Annotated in this window: 15 protein-coding genes; 8 read left to right on the top strand and 7 right to left on the bottom strand. The window is 56.7% G+C overall.

Going from position 1 to position 16,562, the window contains the following annotated elements; all coding sequences use genetic code 11:
* Positions 1 to 3 precede the first annotated feature (3 nt).
* Both JK223_RS13265 and JK223_RS13260 read left to right on the top strand, forming a co-directional pair.
* Complete coding sequence (locus JK223_RS13265) at positions 4 to 225, top strand: MbtH family NRPS accessory protein (RefSeq protein ID WP_212714651.1); 222 nt, start codon at positions 4 to 6, stop codon at positions 223 to 225.
* Positions 218 to 4,132: an enterobactin synthase subunit F gene (locus JK223_RS13260; RefSeq protein WP_212714650.1), complete on the top strand. Its 3,915-nt coding sequence runs from the start codon at positions 218 to 220 to the stop codon at positions 4,130 to 4,132. The genes JK223_RS13265 and JK223_RS13260 overlap by 8 nt, the downstream gene beginning before the upstream one ends.
* Positions 4,133 to 4,180: 48 nt before the next feature.
* Here the strand turns inward: JK223_RS13260 and JK223_RS13255 are convergent, their stop codons facing one another.
* From JK223_RS13255 to fepB, 4 genes are all read right to left on the bottom strand, one after another.
* The gene (locus JK223_RS13255) at positions 4,181 to 4,975 is read right to left on the bottom strand and encodes an ABC transporter ATP-binding protein (protein ID WP_212714649.1); all 795 of its coding nucleotides are present in this window, start codon (positions 4,973 to 4,975) and stop codon (positions 4,181 to 4,183) included.
* Positions 4,972 to 5,952 carry an iron-enterobactin ABC transporter permease gene (gene fepG, locus JK223_RS13250; RefSeq protein ID WP_212714648.1) on the bottom strand — a complete coding sequence of 327 codons (981 nt, stop codon included), beginning with the start codon at positions 5,950 to 5,952 and terminating at the stop codon, positions 4,972 to 4,974. Before fepG ends, JK223_RS13255 begins: the two co-directional genes overlap by 4 nt.
* A complete protein-coding gene (gene fepD / locus JK223_RS13245) occupies positions 5,949 to 6,944 on the bottom strand; it encodes a Fe(3+)-siderophore ABC transporter permease (protein WP_212714647.1) in 996 nt (331 codons plus the stop codon). The genes fepG and fepD overlap by 4 nt, the downstream gene beginning before the upstream one ends.
* Before the next feature lie 76 nt (positions 6,945 to 7,020).
* Positions 7,021 to 8,022 carry a Fe2+-enterobactin ABC transporter substrate-binding protein gene (fepB, locus tag JK223_RS13240; protein ID WP_212714646.1) on the bottom strand — a complete coding sequence of 334 codons (1,002 nt, stop codon included), beginning with the start codon at positions 8,020 to 8,022 and terminating at the stop codon, positions 7,021 to 7,023.
* Between the two features lie 122 nt (positions 8,023 to 8,144).
* Here fepB and JK223_RS13235 point away from each other — a divergent pair, with 122 nt between their 5' ends.
* From JK223_RS13235 to JK223_RS13215, 5 genes are read left to right on the top strand one after another with little or no spacing between them, the layout of a single operon-like run.
* Positions 8,145 to 9,338, top strand: coding sequence for an isochorismate synthase (locus JK223_RS13235; protein WP_212714645.1), 1,194 nt, complete (start codon positions 8,145 to 8,147; stop codon positions 9,336 to 9,338).
* A gap of 4 nt (positions 9,339 to 9,342) precedes the next feature.
* Positions 9,343 to 10,953 (top strand): (2,3-dihydroxybenzoyl)adenylate synthase, encoded by a 1,611-nt coding sequence (locus JK223_RS13230; RefSeq protein WP_212714644.1) that lies wholly within the window; start codon positions 9,343 to 9,345, stop codon positions 10,951 to 10,953.
* A 31-nt stretch (positions 10,954 to 10,984) separates the two neighbouring features.
* The gene (locus tag JK223_RS13225; RefSeq protein ID WP_212714643.1) at positions 10,985 to 11,839 is read left to right on the top strand and encodes an isochorismatase family protein; all 855 of its coding nucleotides are present in this window, start codon (positions 10,985 to 10,987) and stop codon (positions 11,837 to 11,839) included.
* The gene (gene dhbA, locus JK223_RS13220; RefSeq protein ID WP_212714642.1) at positions 11,836 to 12,594 is read left to right on the top strand and encodes a 2,3-dihydro-2,3-dihydroxybenzoate dehydrogenase; all 759 of its coding nucleotides are present in this window, start codon (positions 11,836 to 11,838) and stop codon (positions 12,592 to 12,594) included. Before JK223_RS13225 ends, dhbA begins: the two co-directional genes overlap by 4 nt.
* Before the next feature lie 3 nt (positions 12,595 to 12,597).
* The gene (locus JK223_RS13215; RefSeq protein ID WP_029989717.1) at positions 12,598 to 13,017 is read left to right on the top strand and encodes a hotdog fold thioesterase; all 420 of its coding nucleotides are present in this window, start codon (positions 12,598 to 12,600) and stop codon (positions 13,015 to 13,017) included.
* 68 nt (positions 13,018 to 13,085) lie between these two features.
* Here the strand turns inward: JK223_RS13215 and cgtA are convergent, their stop codons facing one another.
* From cgtA to rplU, 3 genes are all read right to left on the bottom strand, one after another.
* Positions 13,086 to 14,264, bottom strand: coding sequence for an Obg family GTPase CgtA (gene cgtA, locus JK223_RS13210; RefSeq protein ID WP_025903842.1), 1,179 nt, complete (start codon positions 14,262 to 14,264; stop codon positions 13,086 to 13,088).
* Positions 14,265 to 14,533: 269 nt separating this feature from the next.
* A complete protein-coding gene (rpmA, locus tag JK223_RS13205) occupies positions 14,534 to 14,791 on the bottom strand; it encodes a 50S ribosomal protein L27 (protein ID WP_025903840.1) in 258 nt (85 codons plus the stop codon).
* A gap of 15 nt (positions 14,792 to 14,806) precedes the next feature.
* On the bottom strand, positions 14,807 to 15,118 hold the full coding sequence (gene rplU, locus JK223_RS13200; RefSeq protein WP_025903839.1) for a 50S ribosomal protein L21: 312 nt from the start codon (positions 15,116 to 15,118) through the stop codon (positions 14,807 to 14,809).
* A 340-nt stretch (positions 15,119 to 15,458) separates the two neighbouring features.
* Between rplU and ispB the strand changes: the two genes are divergently transcribed.
* Entirely contained in the window at positions 15,459 to 16,430 is a 972-nt protein-coding gene (gene ispB, locus JK223_RS13195; RefSeq protein WP_212714641.1) for an octaprenyl diphosphate synthase, read from the top strand.
* Positions 16,431 to 16,562: the final 132 nt, after the last annotated feature.

Raw genomic sequence — 16,562 nt, 5'->3', positions numbered from 1 at the left:
GACGTGAATCATCTGCATCCCTTTGATCAACCAGAGGCAACGACCTGCGTTTTAAAAAACCATCAGCAGCAGTACAGCGTGTGGCCCGGCCTGATGGAAATCCCGGCAGGCTGGGAGCTGGTCGCGGGCCCGGACACGCTGGAACAGTGCCTGCTCTGGCTGGACGATAACGGGGACACGCTTCGTCCCGCGCCACTCACTGCCCGGGAAAACTCCCATGACTGATAAACAGAATGCGTTACCGCTGGTGGCGGCTCAGCCAGGGATCTGGCTGGCCGATCAGCTTTCTCCTCACCGCAATGCCTACGCCGTTGCCCACCTGATCGATATTCCCGGCGAAATTTCTCAGCCGGTGCTGAGTGCTGCCATTATCAGCGCTATGGCCGGCGCCGATACGCTCCGGATGCGCTATGAAGAGCAGGACGGTGAAGCCGTACAAATTCCCGGTCCGCTGCCGGTCATCGTCCCCGAATATTATGATTTACGGCAGGAAGCCGACCCCCGGTCAGCCGCTGAAGACTATATACGTCGTGATCTCGACAGCGACTTGCGTATTACCTCCGCAGAGCCCCTGTACCGGCATCTGTTATTGCAGATTGGTGATACTCACTGGCTCTGGTACCAGCGTTATCATCATATTGCCGTGGATGGTTTTAGTTTCGCGGCACTCACCCGCCATATCGCCGGAATTTATACCGCAAGGATGCAGCAAACCCCGGCAGCCTCGTCCCCGTTTACACCGTTTTCAGCGGTCGTCGACGAATACCTGCACTACCAGCAGTCCTCCGCGTGGCAGCGTGACAGCCGGTACTGGCAGGAAAAACTGGCCTCACTGCCGTCCCCGGTGACGTTGTCGGAACAGGCGCTCGCCGGGCAGGTCCCGGGGGTCCGGCTGATACGTCAGCAACTGCAACTGCCGGTCGCCGGATTACAGCCCCTGACGGAACAGTTTACCGCCCACGGGTTAACGCTGACCGATGGTGCTATCGCCCTGGTCTCACTGTGGCTGGCCCGGCTGACAGGACAGCAGCCGTTCAGCGCCGGATTTATCTTTATGCGCCGTCTGGGTTCAGCCGCTCTGTGTGCTACCGGCCCGGTCATTAATGTGTTACCGATGACCGTCGATTATGATCCGGATCTGACCCTGCCGGCGCTGGCGTCCCGGCTGGCCGCGGAAATCAAAAAAAATCGCCGGCATCAGCGTTTCAATGCTGAACAGATTATGCGGGATGCCGGGCTGAATGCCGATCACCATCCCCTGTATGGGCCAGTGATCAACGTTAAAATGTTTGACTACCGTCTGGATTTCGACGGCGTGATCGCAGAAACAGAACATCTGGCGTCGGGGCCGGTCCGTGATCTTGAAATTGCGCTCTATCCCGGCGAGGACGGGGATCTGACCATCGAACTGCTGGCTAACGCCGAACGTTATACGCCGCAGCAACTGGCAGGCTATCTGCAACGTCTGCCACTGCTGGCGGCCCGTTTCGGGGAAACCCCCGGACTGAAGTGCGGCGATGCCGGGCTGCTGACGGAAGATGAGACCCGGCAGATCAATAAACTCAACCATACACAGGTTCCGTTAGCACCGGAAACACTATTCAGCCTGCTCAGCCAGCAGGCCCGGCGTACCCCGGAAGCCGTGGCGCTGGCAGATATTCATCACACATTAACCTACCGGGAGATGCACCAGCAGGTACTCGCTCTGGCCCAACAGTTGAAGGATGCCGGAGTCAGGCGCGGGGATATTGTGGCGGTGGCTCTGCCCCGCTCCGTTTTCCTGTCGCTGGCATTGCAGGCGATCGTCTGCGTCGGTGCCGTCTGGCTGCCTCTGGATACCGGGTATCCGGATGAACGTCTGCAATTTATGCTGGAAGATGCCGCTCCGGCCTTACTGATCACCGGCCATGAACTGGCTGAGCGTTTCCGCCAGCTCAGTACCGTCCCGGCCTGTTATTATCAGTCGCTGCTACCGGAACCGGCCCCGGATAACTCGTTTGAGCCGCCCGCCCCGCAGGACGGTGCCTACCTGATCTATACCTCGGGATCGACCGGTCGCCCGAAAGGGGTGCTGGTCGGGCATCAGGCCATCGTTAACCGCTTACTGTGGATGCAGGACAGTTATCCGCTCACGACAGAGGATGTGGTGTTACAGAAAACGCCGGCCAGCTTTGATGTTTCGGTCTGGGAGTTTTTCTGGCCACTGATCACCGGGGCCAGCCTGATGATGGCGCCTCCGGAGGCCCACCGTGAACCGGATGTTCTGCTGCAGCTGATGCTCGATTACCGCATCACCACCGTGCATTTTGTTCCGTCGATGTTATCTGCCTTTGTCTCAGCCCTCTGCGCTGACAGCGCACGTCGCGTCGGAAAGCAGTTACAACGGGTATTTTGCAGCGGTGAGGCCCTGCCGACCGCACTGGCTCGTCAGTGGGAGTCTGCCTGTGGTGCGCCTCTGCATAATCTCTATGGACCGACAGAAGCCGCGGTGGATGTCAGCAGTTATCCGGCCTTCGGCCCGGCATTAGCCGCCGTCACCGGTAACAGTGTGCCGATCGGTTATCCGGTCTGGAACACCGGGTTACATGTCCTCGATAACCGTTTCCGATCTCTGCCTGCCGGTGTGGCCGGGGAGCTGTGGCTCAGTGGGATACAGCTGGCGAAAGGCTATCTGGGCCGACCGGGGCTGACCGCCTCCCGCTTTGTGGCGTTGCCCGGAGGCGGGGGTGAGCGGATGTACCGGACCGGGGATGTGGTACGTCGTCTGGAAAACGGTGCCATCGAATATCTGGGCCGTAATGATGACCAACTGAAAATCCGCGGTCAGCGTATTGAACTGACAGAAATCGATCATCAGCTGCAACAGTTACCAGGCATCCATCAGGCGGTAACGCTGGCAAGAACCTTAGGCTCGCATAGCGAAGGATGGGAAGACTCTCGTCAGCTGATCGCCTATGTAATCAGCCCGGAGCCGGTAAACAGCGGGCAGCTACTGACGGCCCTGCAAGCTTGCCTGCCACCGCCGATGGTACCGGTGGCGATTATGCAGGTCGATGCCTTTCCGCTGAGCCCTAACGGCAAGCTGGATCGTAAAGCCCTGCCTCTGCCCTCGGTACATCGGGATACGGTTCAGCGTGCCCCTTCCCCCGGAGTGGAAAGCGAGCTGGCGACAGAGTTCGCTGCACTGCTGAACTGCGACAGTGTCTCTGCCGGCGATGATTTCTTTGCGCTGGGCGGCCATTCTCTGCTGGCCATGCGCCTTGCTGCCCGGTTGCGTCAGAGGCTGCAACGTCCGGTCACGGTCGGTCAGATTATGGTGGCCCCGAGTGTGGAGAAACTGGCGGCTCTGCTCAGTGAACCCTCAGAGGATGCAGCCCGCCGTGCCGGTTATGAACCTCTGCTGCCACTGCGTCAGAGTACCGGCCCGACATTGTTCTGCTTCCATCCGGCCTCCGGCTTTGCCTGGCAGTTCAGTGTGCTGCGACGTTATCTGGACCCGCGCTGGTCAGTCACCGGGATCCAGTCACCTTCTGCCGACGGGATCCTCAACCGCAGCCGCGACATTAATGAACTCTGTGATGACCATCTGCAGCGACTGCGTGAGCATCAGCCCCACGGCCCCTACTACCTCACCGGCTACTCCCTCGGGGGAACACTGGCGCAAGGGATCGCGGCACGCCTGGAGGCTGCCGGTGAAGAGGTGGCATTCCTCGGGTTACTCGATACCTGGCCACCGGAAACACAACGCTGGGATCAGCGGCAGGGTGAAAATCTGCCGGACCCGGCCGTGCTGGCCGAAGTGGACCGGGAGCGGGAAGCCTTTATGGCCAGCCAGCGGAACCAGGCCGGCGAAGATATGTCGGTAATGTTTGATACCATCAGCGCTAACTATGCCAGTGCGGTCAGGCTGCTGGGGACGGCCACCAGCGCCCGTTTCGGCGGGAAAGCCACGCTGTTTGTCGCGGAAAAAACCCGACAGCCGGGGATGGAAGCCGGCCCATGCTGGGCGCCCTACATCGCCCGGACGGAAATTATCCCCATCCAGTGTGCACACGCAGAAATATTTGCGGAAGAGGTATTTGCACAGATAGGGCCGGAACTCGACAGACTATTGTCAGCGGCCCTGCGCTAGCGGTTCTGTGACGTCGGCGGGGATCTGTAAAGACCGCCGGCGTCACGTTCACTCTCTTCCGAGGGGGATCACCATCGGGGTTCCTGCGACCGGGTCGCTGATAATCATCGCGTTCAGACCATAGACCTGTTCGATCAGTGCCGGGGTCACAATCTCCGACGGTTTACCCTGCGCCACTATCTGCCCGTCACGCATCGCTATCAGATGAGTCGCATAACGGCAGGCATGATTAAGCTCATGCAAGACCACCACCAGCGTTCTGCCATGCTGGCGGTTCAGGTCGTGCATCAGTTCCATCAGCTCGATCTGATGGGTGATATCCAGCCAGGTCGTCGGTTCATCCAGAAGTAACAACGGTGTTTCCTGAGCCAGCACCATCGCAATCCATACCCGCTGACGCTGTCCGCCGGAAAGGGTATCGACCGCCTGGCAGGCCAGATGATCGACACGGGTCGCCTGCATCGCACGCGTTACGGCCTCCTGGTCCTGCGCATCTGGCCGGTTAAACAATGTCTGGTACGGATAACGTCCGCGGAAAACCAGCTCGCGAACCGTGATGCCGGCGGGTGCCGTCGGTGACTGAGGCAGTAATCCTAAGTGGCGGGCCGTCTCTTTGGTCGGATACGTTTTGATATCTTTACCGTTCAGCAACACCTTCCCTGCCACCGGTGTGATCAGCCGGCTCAGTGTTTTCAGCAGCGTCGACTTTCCGCAGGCATTCGGCCCGATGATCACCGTAATTTCTCCGGGCGGTATCGCGACCGACAGATCACGGATAATTATTTTTTTGTCATATCCCACCGTCAGGTGTTCGCCTGCCAGCGGGGAAGTGAGTTTATTCATCGATAGCGCGTCTCCCGGATCAGTAAACTCATTAAGTAGATGCCCCCCAGGCAGACAGTGACGACCCCCACCGGTAACTGATAAACACCAAACAGATGAGTCGCCAGATAATCCGCGGTCAGCATCAGGGCGGCACCACACAGCATACTGAGGGCCAGCGAATCGCGACGTCCGGAGGTAAAGCGGGCCGCAATCTGCGGTGCCACCAGCGCAATAAAGGACACCGGCCCGATTAAGGCAGTACACACCGCCGTCAGGATAACGCCCAGTATCAGTAAAATCATCCGACTGCGTTCGGCGGGAACGCCCAGCGCGACAGCCATCTCATCGCCCATCTCCAGCAGACGCATCCTGCGTGCCATCAGTCCTGCCAGCACGGCGACCGGAATCAGTATCCCCGTCACCGGCAGTAGTTTCTGCCAGCTGACGCCATTCAGGGACCCGGCACTCCATAATCCGGCCGATAATGCCGTATCCAGTGAGGTCGTGGTGACTAACCAGCTATTCAGCGACATCAGTAACGCGCGGATCCCGATACCGACCAGGATCAGCCGGAACGTGTTAATACCGTTGCGCCAGGCAAACAAATACACCGTCAGGGCGGTGAGTAAGCCCCCGGTCAGAGCGGCCAGAGCCAGTAATCCGGGGTCTCCTGGCAGGAAAACCATCATCAGTAACACCGCAGAAAACGCGCCGGTATTAAAGCCAAGCACATCCGGGCTGCCCAGCGGGTTACGCAACAGTGACTGGAAGATCGCACCGCTCAGCGCCAGTGCTGCGCCGGTTACCATAGCGGCACATACCCGCGGTAAACGCCAGTCCAGTACCACCCGCGTCATCGCCTGAGGAGCTTTACCCAGCAGGACCTGCCCGAACTGCCCGGCACTGAGCGGAAATGCCCCCTGCGTCAGGGCGAAAAAACTGACCGTCATCAGCACCGCGATTAATACTATCCCGCCCGTGAGTTGCCGGTTCATGACATTGATCCCTGCGACTGGCGGCGGACAAGGAATATCAGTACCGGCGCGCCAATAAAGCCGGTAACGATGGAAACCCGCAACTCGCCGGCCGTCAGCAACCGTCCGGCAATATCGGCCATCAGTAATAAACAGGGTGTCAGCAGCAGCGTCACCGGGAGCATTCGCCGGTGATCGGACCCCGCCAGAAAACGGCTGAGATGAGGGGCGATCAGGCCAATAAAGGCGATAGGCCCGGTGAGTGCCGTGGCTGCCCCGGCCAGTAAGGCGACCGATAACAGCCCCAGGATCCGCGTGCGTACCACACGGGTACCGAGCGTCACCGCCACCTCCCCGCCCATACTGAGATTATTCAGCGCGCGAGCCAGCAACAGCGCCAGCACCCCTCCGGCAATCATCGCCGGGCTGAGGATCAGTAATGACGTAAACTGACGAATATCGAGCGAACCGCTGAGCCAGAAGCGAAGGTGATCATAGATATCCGGGTTCATCAGTGACAGACCGTTTGTCATTCCCTCCAGTACCGCGGCCAGCGCCACTCCTGCCAGGGTAAGACGGAGCGGATTAATATTTCCCCCTGCCGCGGCGCCGGTCAGAGCGATAATCAGCAACGCAATCAATGCGCCCGCAAAGGCGAACCCGAGCCAGGCCAGTGGCGTATCTGCCCCGGCAAAGGCAATTCCCAGAACAATCGCAAAAGATGCCCCTGAATTTATGCCCAGGATCCCGGTATCGGCCAGGGGGTTACGTGTCAGTGTCTGCAACAATGCACCGGCCAGCCCCAGTGAAGCCCCGGCCGCAATACCGGCAAGGGTTCGCGGTAACCGGGCATAACGGATAAGGGTACAGTTCTGCGACAGGCAGGACTCAGGAGAAAAAAGGGCCTGCCAGCTCTCGCGGACAGGCACCGGCCGGGCCCCGGTACTCAGGCTGAGCATGACCAGTAACAGCAGGACCCCCAGCAGAAAGATCAGTAAGCAGGATTGACGCATAACATTCCGGACCTTACACGGCGGGAACCCCCGCCATTACCCCGGGCACCGGCAGGAAAGCGGTGGCCCGGATAACTCAGTGAGTGAATAACGTCTGCAACGTATCCAGCAGATGGCTGGCACTGTAATAATCCAGACGGAAATTATCATTGCCCAGCGCATAAACCTGTTTGTCCCGCACCGCCGCTGACTGTGACAGGAAACGATCGCTCAGGACATCCGGTACGGTGTTCCCGCCGGCGGCGAAGAGCAACCAGCTTTTCCCGTTCAGCCCGCTGGCGACATTTTCTCCAGACAGCTGAATAATGTCTTTACGGTGGCCCATACTGGTATTGCCTTTCACCTCAGCCGGGGGCGTCGCCAGCGTAAATCCAAGGGCCTGCAACAGCTCCCCCTGCGCGGAAGCCGCTGTCCAGAGATTCACTTCGCGACCACCACCGTTCCAGATCATTGCGGAGACCGGTTGTGGCGGTAATTTCAGCCGCGGTTTCAAATGGGCTACCCGCTGATCGAACTCCGCCACCCGCTTCGCCGCCAGCGCGTCATGTCCGGTAGCCTGCCCGAGCAGTGTCATCACCTGTTGCCAGCTTTTATCGTCATAATTGACCACCAGCACCGGTGCGATCGCCTGCAACTGACTCACCAGACGAAGAGCACTGTCATTGCCTGTCGCACTGACCACAATGAGGTCCGGTACCATGCCGGCAATACTTTCGGCGTCAGGCTCCCCGATATAGAGGCGTTTCACCTGCCGCTGCCGGGCGATATCTCCCCACTGACGCAAAAAGCCTTCCGCATCCGTAAAGCGCCCTCCCGGGGCTGCGGCACCACTGGCGATCACCGGCGCATCGATCGCCAGCAAGGCGCCGGTCAGGGTCACGCTGGTAGAGACTATCCGTTGCGGAGGCTGCTGAAGCGTCACAGTCCCGGTTTCACTGTGGACCTGCCGTGGCCACCCGTCGCCGGCAACGGCATGAAAGCCGGTCAACAGTATGAGTAACGCCCCCCACAACAGGAAACCCGGAATTGTTGATTTTAATGTGATTTTTCTGGTCCTGCCGGAAATTAACTGTCGCATAGCTCGCGAATTTTCCTCTGCAAATGACGATCCCATTGACACAATCCGGGGATCCGGTTAGCTTACACGAATAATACAAATGATAATCATTATTAATTATCTTATCATTCCAGGATTAGATTATGGTAGAAATGGAACAGTTTGAAAATCCCTCTGTGTATGATTTTCCTTCCCTGTCAGACCGTTTCCTGTTTACCTCCCGCTGGAAAAGCCTGTTAACCGATGGCTGTTTCAGACGTCTGACATCCCCTGTTATCGGCAATGACCTGTCGGGTGCACAGTTTTCCGCGCAGGCAGAGACGGCTTTTCGCGAAGCCCGTCTTGCCGGTATCCGGCATCCTGTCATTGCCGGTGCAATCCCTTTTGATCCCGGTCAGCCTTCAGAACTCTTTATTCCTGAAAGCTGCCGTTTCATTGACCGCGATCAGCTGGTGAGGGCAGCGAAGACATTCCCGGCCTTCTCCGGCGGAGAGGTTACGGGCTCCCGTCTGATTCCGGATCAGCCGGCGTTTATGACGATGGTGTCCCGGGCCATTGAGGCGATGAAACGCGGTGAGGCAGATAAAGTGGTGTTATCCCGCCTGCAGGAAATTTGCAGTCGTGATGCTATCGATATGACCGGACTGATGACACAGATTGTGCGTCAGAACCCGGATAACTACCACTTCCACCTGCCGTTGTCCTGCGGAGCCACCCTGCTCGGTGCCAGCCCGGAGTTACTGCTCAGAAAAGAAGGTGAAAACTTTTATTCCTGTCCGTTAGCCGGGTCTGCCGGACGCTCAACGGATCCGGCAGAAGATTCGTTGCGGGGCTGGGAACTGATGAACTCGGAAAAGGACCGCCGTGAACATCAGCTGGTCACGGATGATATGCGCAGAACACTGCAACCGGTCAGTCAGACCCTCTCGGTACCGGACGTCCCGCATCTGCTGACCACATCCACCCTCTGGCATCTGGCGACCGATATCCGGGGAACCCTGCATCATCCTCACACATCAGCCTTGTCGCTGGCGGCTCTGCTGCACCCGACGCCGGCACTGAGTGGCTATCCTCACCGGCAGGCTCTGGATCTGATAAAAACGCTGGAGCCTTTTAACCGGCAACTGTTCGGCGGCATGGTGGGCTGGTGTGACGATCAGGGTAACGGTGAGTGGGTGGTGACCATCCGCTGTGCCACGGTGAAAGAGAAAACGGTCACCCTGTTCGCCGGCGCAGGGATCATTCCTGCCTCCGATCCCTATTCCGAATGGCGGGAAACCGGCATCAAACTGAATACGATGCTGCGCGCCTTCGGCCTTGAAAGAACAGAAAGGTAATTGTATGACGCTCCCTTATACCCGCTGGCCGGACGACCTGGCAGAACGCTATCGTCGTAAAGGCTATTGGATAGATAAGCCTCTCAGTGATATCTGCGGGCGACAGAAAGATAATCCGTCCATCGCTATTATTGACGGAGAAAGAACGCTGACTTATCAGCAACTGGATAACCTCAGTGATCAGCTGGCCGCGCAACTGCAACAACGTGGTCTGCAACCGGGCGATACCGCTCTGGTACAACTGGGGAACGGTGCTGAATTCTATCTGGTGTTCTTCGCCTTACTGAAGCTGGGGGTCGCTCCGGTCAACGCCTTGTTCAGCCATCAGAAAAGTGAATTGCTTTCCTATGCCAGCCAGACAGAGCCAGCCCTGTTTATTGGTGACCGTCAGCACAGCCTGTTTACCGATGACCAGTTTCTGCAGACATTTGCAGCGCAGATCCCGTCACTTAACACCGTCGTCATGCATAACGCGACCCCGGGTGACCTCAGCCTTTCCGGCTTGTACAACACCCCGGTGGCCGGTTTTACACCTGACCCGTCGGCAGCCGATGAGGTCGCTTTTTTCCAGCTCTCCGGCGGCAGTACCGGGACGCCAAAGCTGATCCCCAGAACACATAACGATTATTACTACAGCATTCGCGGCAGCGTGGATATCTGCGGCTTTACCCGCGATACCCGTTACCTTTGTGCGCTGCCTGTTGCTCATAATTACCCGATGAGTTCCCCCGGTTGCCTGGGGGTATTCTATGCCGGGGGGCGGGTGGTCATGGCACGTGATCCGAGCGCAACCCTCTGTTTCCCGCTGATTGCCCGCCACCGGATCACCGTCACCGCGCTGGTCCCGCCGGCAGTCAGTCTGTGGCTGCAGGCGATAAAAGAGAACGGTCATGCCCGCGAGCTCGCTTCCCTGACCCTGCTGCAGGTCGGCGGGGCACGACTGAGCGAGTCGCTGGCCAGACGGGTGCTCTCAGAGATTGGCTGTCAGTTACAGCAGGTGTTCGGCATGGCCGAAGGCCTGGTGAACTACACCCGTCCGGATGACCCGATAGACGTGATCACCACTACCCAGGGGCGCCCCATCTCTGAAGATGATGAAATTCGCGTGGTTGATGAGCATAACCGCCCTGTCCCTGCGGGAACCACCGGTCGCCTGATGACCCGCGGTCCTTACACGTTCCGTGGGTATTATCGTAATCCCGGCCATAACGCGACCTGCTTTGATGAAGAAGGGTTCTACGCCTCCGGAGATCTTATCGCCATCACCGCGGAGGGTAACGTTCGGGTGGAGGGCCGCGAGAAAGATCAGATAAACCGTGGCGGAGAAAAAATTGCCGCCGAAGAGATAGAAAACCTGCTGCAACGTCATCCGGACATTATTCATGCGGCACTGGTTTCGATGGAAGATGAGCTGATGGGCGAAAAAAGCTGTGCGTTTATCGTGGTCAGCCAGCCTGTTAAGCCTGCTCATCTTCGCCGTCACTTACGTGAACAAGGCATCGCCGAATTTAAGTTACCTGACCGGGTCATTCAGCAGGATAGCCTGCCGTTAACCCCGGTGGGTAAAGTGGATAAGAAAGCCTTACGTCAATGGCTGACAGAACAACAAAAGTAGTCCGGGTTCAGACCCGGCAAATGGAGTCCTTATGAGTATCCCTCAACCTGAATCTTATCGCCTGCCGACAGCAGATGAACTTCCTGATAATAAGGTGAAATGGGCCTTTGAACCCGGGCGGGCAGCCCTGCTTATTCATGATATGCAAAATTATTTTCTCCGCTTCTGGGAGGAAGACAGTTCGCTGGTCAGGGAAGTGATCGCGAATATCGCCCGTCTGCGGACACAATGCAAAGCACTGGGGATTCCGGTGTTTTATACCGCACAGCCCACAGAGCAGAGTGATAAAGATCGTGCACTACTGAACGATATGTGGGGTCCCGGGCTGAACCGTCATCCGGAACAGCAGCAGGTGGTTGACGGATTGACGCCGGAGGCGGATGACATTGTGCTGACCAAATGGCGGTACAGTGCGTTTCAGCGTTCACCGCTGGAGCAGCAGTTACAGGAAATGGGCCGTGACCAGTTGATCATTACCGGGGTGTACGCCCATATCGGCTGCCTGACCACCGCCACGGATGCCTTTATGCGCGATATTAAGCCCTTTATGGTGGCCGATGCGCTGGCCGATTTCACCCGTGAAGAACATATGATGGCACTAAAATATACTGCCGGCCGCTGCGGTAAAGTTGTCCGCTGTGAAGACCTGCTGATCCTGCCGGAAAGTAAAGCGGCGCTGCGCGCGTTAGTGTTACCGCTGCTGGAAGATGATGACATTCCGGAGGATGATGAAAACCTGATCGACTACGGGCTGGACTCCGTGCGCATGATGGCGCTGGCGGGCCGCTGGCGTCAGGCCCTCCCGGAGATTGATTTTGTGGCCCTCGCCAAAAATGCCTCTATCGATGGCTGGTGGGCACTTCTGTCACAGGGTGAAACACCATGACCGTTCAGCAGGACTTTCACGCTAAACATGTGTGGGTGACCGGCGCAGGCCAGGGGATCGGTTATCACACCGCGTTAGCTTTTCATCAGGCCGGGGCCATTGTCACCGCATTTGATCTTAAGTTTGGTGAGCAGGCCTACCCGTTTCGCTGCCAGAGACTGGATGTCGCTGATCCCGTTCAGGTCAAAGAGGTCTGCCAGGCGTTGCTTTCCCGCCAGCCACAACTGGATGTGCTGGTCAATGCCGCCGGGATCCTGCGTATCGGTGCCACCGATGAACTAAGCTTTGAAGACTGGCAACAGTGCCTGAACGTGAATGCCGGCGGTGCATTTAATCTGTTCAGCCAAACCCTGCCACACTTCCGCCGGCAGCAGCACGGCGCGATTGTCACCGTGGCCTCTAATGCCGCGCATGCCCCGCGTCTGGGAATGTCGGCTTACGGCGCGTCGAAAGCCGCATTGCGTAGCCTGTGCCTGACGGTCGGTCTGGAAATGGCCCCGTACGGGGTTCGCTGTAATATCGTTTCGCCTGGCTCCACCGATACCGAAATGCAACGCAGCCTCTGGAAAACACCACAGGCAGAGCAGCAGACGATTGAGGGCTTCCCGGAGCAGTTTAAGCTGGGTATTCCGCTGAAGAAGATCGCAAAGCCGCAGGAGATTGCCGATACTATCCTGTTCCTGGCCTCTGACCGTGCAAGCCACGTGGTCCTGCAGGATATTGTGGTGGATGGCGGCGCAACCCTGGGGAGCTGAAGGATGGCCGAACTCTGGAAGCGGGTCTGTACGCTGGATGAACTGAATGCGCTGGGCCAGGGAAACCTGGTCAGCCATTTGGGCATCGTCTTTACTCTGATAGGCGAACAGCATCTGGAGGCCAGCATGCCGGTCGATGAGCGCACCCGTCAGCCCTTCGGGTTGCTGCATGGCGGGGCGTCTGTCGTGCTGGCCGAATCCATGGGGTCGGTCGCTGGCTACATGGCGACTCAGGCCGGGCAGAGTGTGGTCGGCATCGAAGTGAACGCCAGCCATCACCGGGCGGTCTCTCAGGGGTGGGTACACGCGAAGTGCTTTCCGCTGCATATCGGCGGACAATTACAGGTCTGGCAGACAGAGATCCGTAACGATCGGGCAAAGTTATGCTGTACCGCCCGACTCACCGTCTCCGTTCAGGGCTAAATCGCAGACATAAAAAAGCCGGGATAACCCGGCTTTATGATCCTGAGAAAACTGACGATCGTTGAAGATCAACGCTGATAGATGATCTCTACCCCTTCATCATCATCTTCGTCCCAGTCATCCCAGTCTTCATCATCTTCTTCAACTTCCTGCGCGCCGCTTTCCAGGGCTTCACGGTGATAGTCATCCCACATGAATTCCACTTTCTCGGGTTGCTTCTCTTCAAGCTCAGCCTCTTTCGGGTTGGCTTTAATAAAGCTCATGACATCCCAGCACAGGGCATTCACACCGTCACGGCTGGCAGCAGAGATCAGATAATATTTATCGTCCCAGCCCAGGGCGTCTGCAATTGCTTTAGCGCGGCTTTCAGCCTCTTCTTTATCCAGCAGGTCAGTTTTATTGAAAACCAGCCAGCGCGGCTTGCTGTACAGTTTATCGCTGTATTTTTCCAGCTCGCCGAGGATGATACGGGCATTCTCTACCGGATCGGATTCATCGATAGGCGCGATGTCGATCAGGTGCAGCAGCACACGGCAACGCTCCAGGTGCTTCAGGAAGCGGATCCCTAATCCGGCACCATCGGCAGCCCCTTCGATCAGGCCCGGGATATCTGCCACGACAAAGCTCTGCTCGTGATCCATACGTACCACGCCCAGGCTCGGTACCAGGGTGGTGAACGGGTAATCGGCCACTTTCGGCTTCGCCGCAGAGACCGAACGGATGAAGGTCGATTTACCGGCATTCGGCAGGCCCAGCATCCCGACATCGGCCAACAGCATCAGCTCCAGCTGCAGGTCACGTTTTTCACCCGGTGTCCCCATCGTTTTCTGACGAGGTGTACGGTTAACGGAGGATTTGAAGCGGGTGTTACCCAGGCCATGCCAGCCACCTTTAGCGACCATCAGACGCTGTTCGTGACGGGTCATATCGCCCATGGTTTCCCCGGTATCCTGGTCGATAATACGGGTACCGACCGGGACTTTGATGATGACATCTTTACCACGCTTACCGGTACAGTCACGGCTCTGGCCATTCTGGCCACGCTCAGCGCGGAAGGCTTTTTCAAAGCGATAATCAATCAGGGTGTTAAGGTTCTCATCGGCCAGCAGCCAGACGTCACCGCCGTCTCCGCCATCGCCGCCATCAGGGCCACCTTTAGGAATGTATTTTTCCCGGCGGAAGCTGACGCAACCATTACCGCCGTCACCGGCAACGACCAGGATTGTCGCTTCATCAACAAACTTCATCTTTCTTCTCCGTCACTCTTGCGCCTGTCAGGTCAACAGCCTGCCAGACGGGCCCGCCAGGGTCGACTCAGCTGACCGGCGGCGGATAATACCGGTATTCAAACCAGTGATATCAGTATTCTGTAGGTTTCTGTCAAGTGTACAGCATTCTGCTGAAAAACGCGGGCTTTCTGCGTTCATGACAGCAGAATGTAAAAAGCCCCGCAAAAGCTGCGGGGCTTTAATTCGTTGTGTCAGACGGTCATCAGACTGTCAGGGTCTTGCCATAATTACTCAGCAACGATGCTTACGTATTTACGGTTATCAGGACCTTTAACTTCGAATTTAATCTGACCGTTTGCAGTAGCAAACAGGGTGTGGTCACGACCACAACCTACGTTAGCGCCTGCGTGGAACTTAGTTCCGCGCTGACGAACGATGATGCTACCAGCCAGTACAGTTTCACCGCCGAAACGTTTTACGCCCAGACGTTTTGCATTGGAATCGCGACCGTTACGTGTGGAGCCGCCAGCCTTTTTATGAGCCATTTGTCAAATCTCCTATTAAGCGCTGATGCCAGTGATCTTCACATCAGTGAACCACTGACGGTGACCCTGCTGCTTACGGTGGTGTTTACGACGACGAAACTTAACAATCTTAATTTTCTCGCCACGACCGTGAGCAACGACTTCAGCTTTGATAACACCACCAGAAACCAGTGGCGCACCAATGGTAACTTCTTCGCCGTTTGCAATCATCAGAACCTGGTCAAACTCGATAGTTTCACCGGTTGCGATGTCAAGCTTTTCCAGGCGAACGGTCTGACCTTCGCTTACTCGGTGTTGTTTACCACCACTTTGGAAAACCGCGTACATATAAACTCCGCTTCTGCGCTAGCCCTTATGATAAAATCAGGCGGCGCTATAAATATTCACAATAGGGCGCGAATTCTACGCAAATATCCGACAGAAGACAAGCCTACTTTGCGCTGTATTGCAGAAAAAAAACACAGGGCACAGCCGGGTGTTTCCTGTAACCGATTTTCAAGTACAATGGGTGTCATCAGTGGTTCACTGGCGCAGTGTTCATCCTGCCTGAGACTGCCACGACTGCCGACAGAGAAATTTATTCAGATACAGACCGATGACGCTATCTGAGCACTCTTGTTTAAAAAGCCCTGTAAGGGCTAAAACCGGGTCAAAACTGAACAGACGTATGAACTTAGAACAAATTACAGAACTTACTTCCGCAGATATGGCGGCCGTCAATCAGACTATTCTTGACCAGCTTGACTCCGATGTCGCGCTTATCAGTCAGTTAGGTCATTACATTGTCAGCGGTGGTGGTAAACGTATTCGTCCGATGATTGCGGTACTGTCTGCGCGGGCACTTGGCTATCAGAATGATCAACATATTCTTAATGCCGCGCTGATCGAATTTATCCATACTGCGACATTGCTTCACGATGATGTGGTCGATGAATCCGATATGCGCCGTGGCAAAGCCACCGCTAATGCAGCCTTCGGTAATGCCGCCAGTGTACTGGTCGGGGATTTTATCTACACCCGCGCCTTTCAGATGATGACCTCGCTGGGATCCCTGAAGATCCTCGCCTTAATGTCTGAAGCGGTGAATGTCATTTCAGAAGGTGAAGTGCTGCAGCTGATGAACTGTAACGATCCGGATATTACTGAAGAGAGCTATATGCGGGTTATCTACAGTAAAACGGCCCGGTTATTTGAAGCGGCTGCACAGACGTCTGCTATCCTCGCGGAGGCTACGGATGCGCAGGAACAGGCACTGCGCGACTACGGGCGCTATATCGGGACCGCATTTCAGCTGATTGATGATCTGCTGGATTACAGCGCGGATAATGCTGCGCTGGGTAAAAATGTCGGTGATGACCTGAGTGAAGGTAAACCCACCCTGCCCCTGCTACATGCGATGAAGCACGGGAATGCCGAACAGTCCGCGATGATCCGTCAGGCAATTGAACAGGGTAATGGCCGTCACCTGTTAGAAGAGGTTCAGGCAACGATGCAGCAGTGCGGTTCGCTGGAATGGACCCGCCAGCGTGCCGAAGCAGAAGCCGATAAAGCGATTGCTGCTTTACAGGTACTGCCACAGACGCCATGGCGTCAGGCCCTTGAGTCACTGGCGCATATGTCTGTTCAGCGTGACTATTGATCCTGAAAAAGGATCCTGACTGAGCCGGTGATCCCTGACGATCCTGATGACTCATTGACTAGTCCTGATATAGGTTGACAGTTTTTTGTCTGTAAAACGCCTGATGAACATCATCGGGCGTTTTGTATTTCA

Origin of the sequence: Tatumella sp. JGM118 (genome assembly GCF_018257515.1) — a bacterium.
Lineage (GTDB): Bacteria > Pseudomonadota > Gammaproteobacteria > Enterobacterales > Enterobacteriaceae > Tatumella > Tatumella terrea.
This window is presented reverse-complemented; position numbering and strand designations above follow the sequence as displayed.

Excerpts from the sequence above, each read along its gene's own strand:
- fepD (WP_212714647.1), bottom strand. The coding sequence starts at position 6,944 with ATGCGTCAATCCTGCTTACTGATCTTTCTGCTGGGGGTCCTGCTGTTA.
- JK223_RS13215 (WP_029989717.1), top strand. The coding sequence starts at position 12,598 with ATGGCCGAACTCTGGAAGCGGGTCTGTACGCTGGATGAACTGAATGCG.
- JK223_RS13230 (WP_212714644.1), top strand. The coding sequence starts at position 9,343 with ATGACGCTCCCTTATACCCGCTGGCCGGACGACCTGGCAGAACGCTAT.
- JK223_RS13255 (WP_212714649.1), bottom strand. The coding sequence starts at position 4,975 with ATGAATAAACTCACTTCCCCGCTGGCAGGCGAACACCTGACGGTGGGA.
- fepG (WP_212714648.1), bottom strand. The coding sequence starts at position 5,952 with ATGAACCGGCAACTCACGGGCGGGATAGTATTAATCGCGGTGCTGATG.
- fepB (WP_212714646.1), bottom strand. The coding sequence starts at position 8,022 with ATGCGACAGTTAATTTCCGGCAGGACCAGAAAAATCACATTAAAATCA.
- JK223_RS13260 (WP_212714650.1), top strand. The coding sequence starts at position 218 with ATGACTGATAAACAGAATGCGTTACCGCTGGTGGCGGCTCAGCCAGGG.
- dhbA (WP_212714642.1), top strand. The coding sequence starts at position 11,836 with ATGACCGTTCAGCAGGACTTTCACGCTAAACATGTGTGGGTGACCGGC.
- rpmA (WP_025903840.1), bottom strand. The coding sequence starts at position 14,791 with ATGGCTCATAAAAAGGCTGGCGGCTCCACACGTAACGGTCGCGATTCC.
- cgtA (WP_025903842.1), bottom strand. The coding sequence starts at position 14,264 with ATGAAGTTTGTTGATGAAGCGACAATCCTGGTCGTTGCCGGTGACGGC.
- ispB (WP_212714641.1), top strand. The coding sequence starts at position 15,459 with ATGAACTTAGAACAAATTACAGAACTTACTTCCGCAGATATGGCGGCC.
- rplU (WP_025903839.1), bottom strand. The coding sequence starts at position 15,118 with ATGTACGCGGTTTTCCAAAGTGGTGGTAAACAACACCGAGTAAGCGAA.
- JK223_RS13235 (WP_212714645.1), top strand. The coding sequence starts at position 8,145 with ATGGTAGAAATGGAACAGTTTGAAAATCCCTCTGTGTATGATTTTCCT.
- JK223_RS13225 (WP_212714643.1), top strand. The coding sequence starts at position 10,985 with ATGAGTATCCCTCAACCTGAATCTTATCGCCTGCCGACAGCAGATGAA.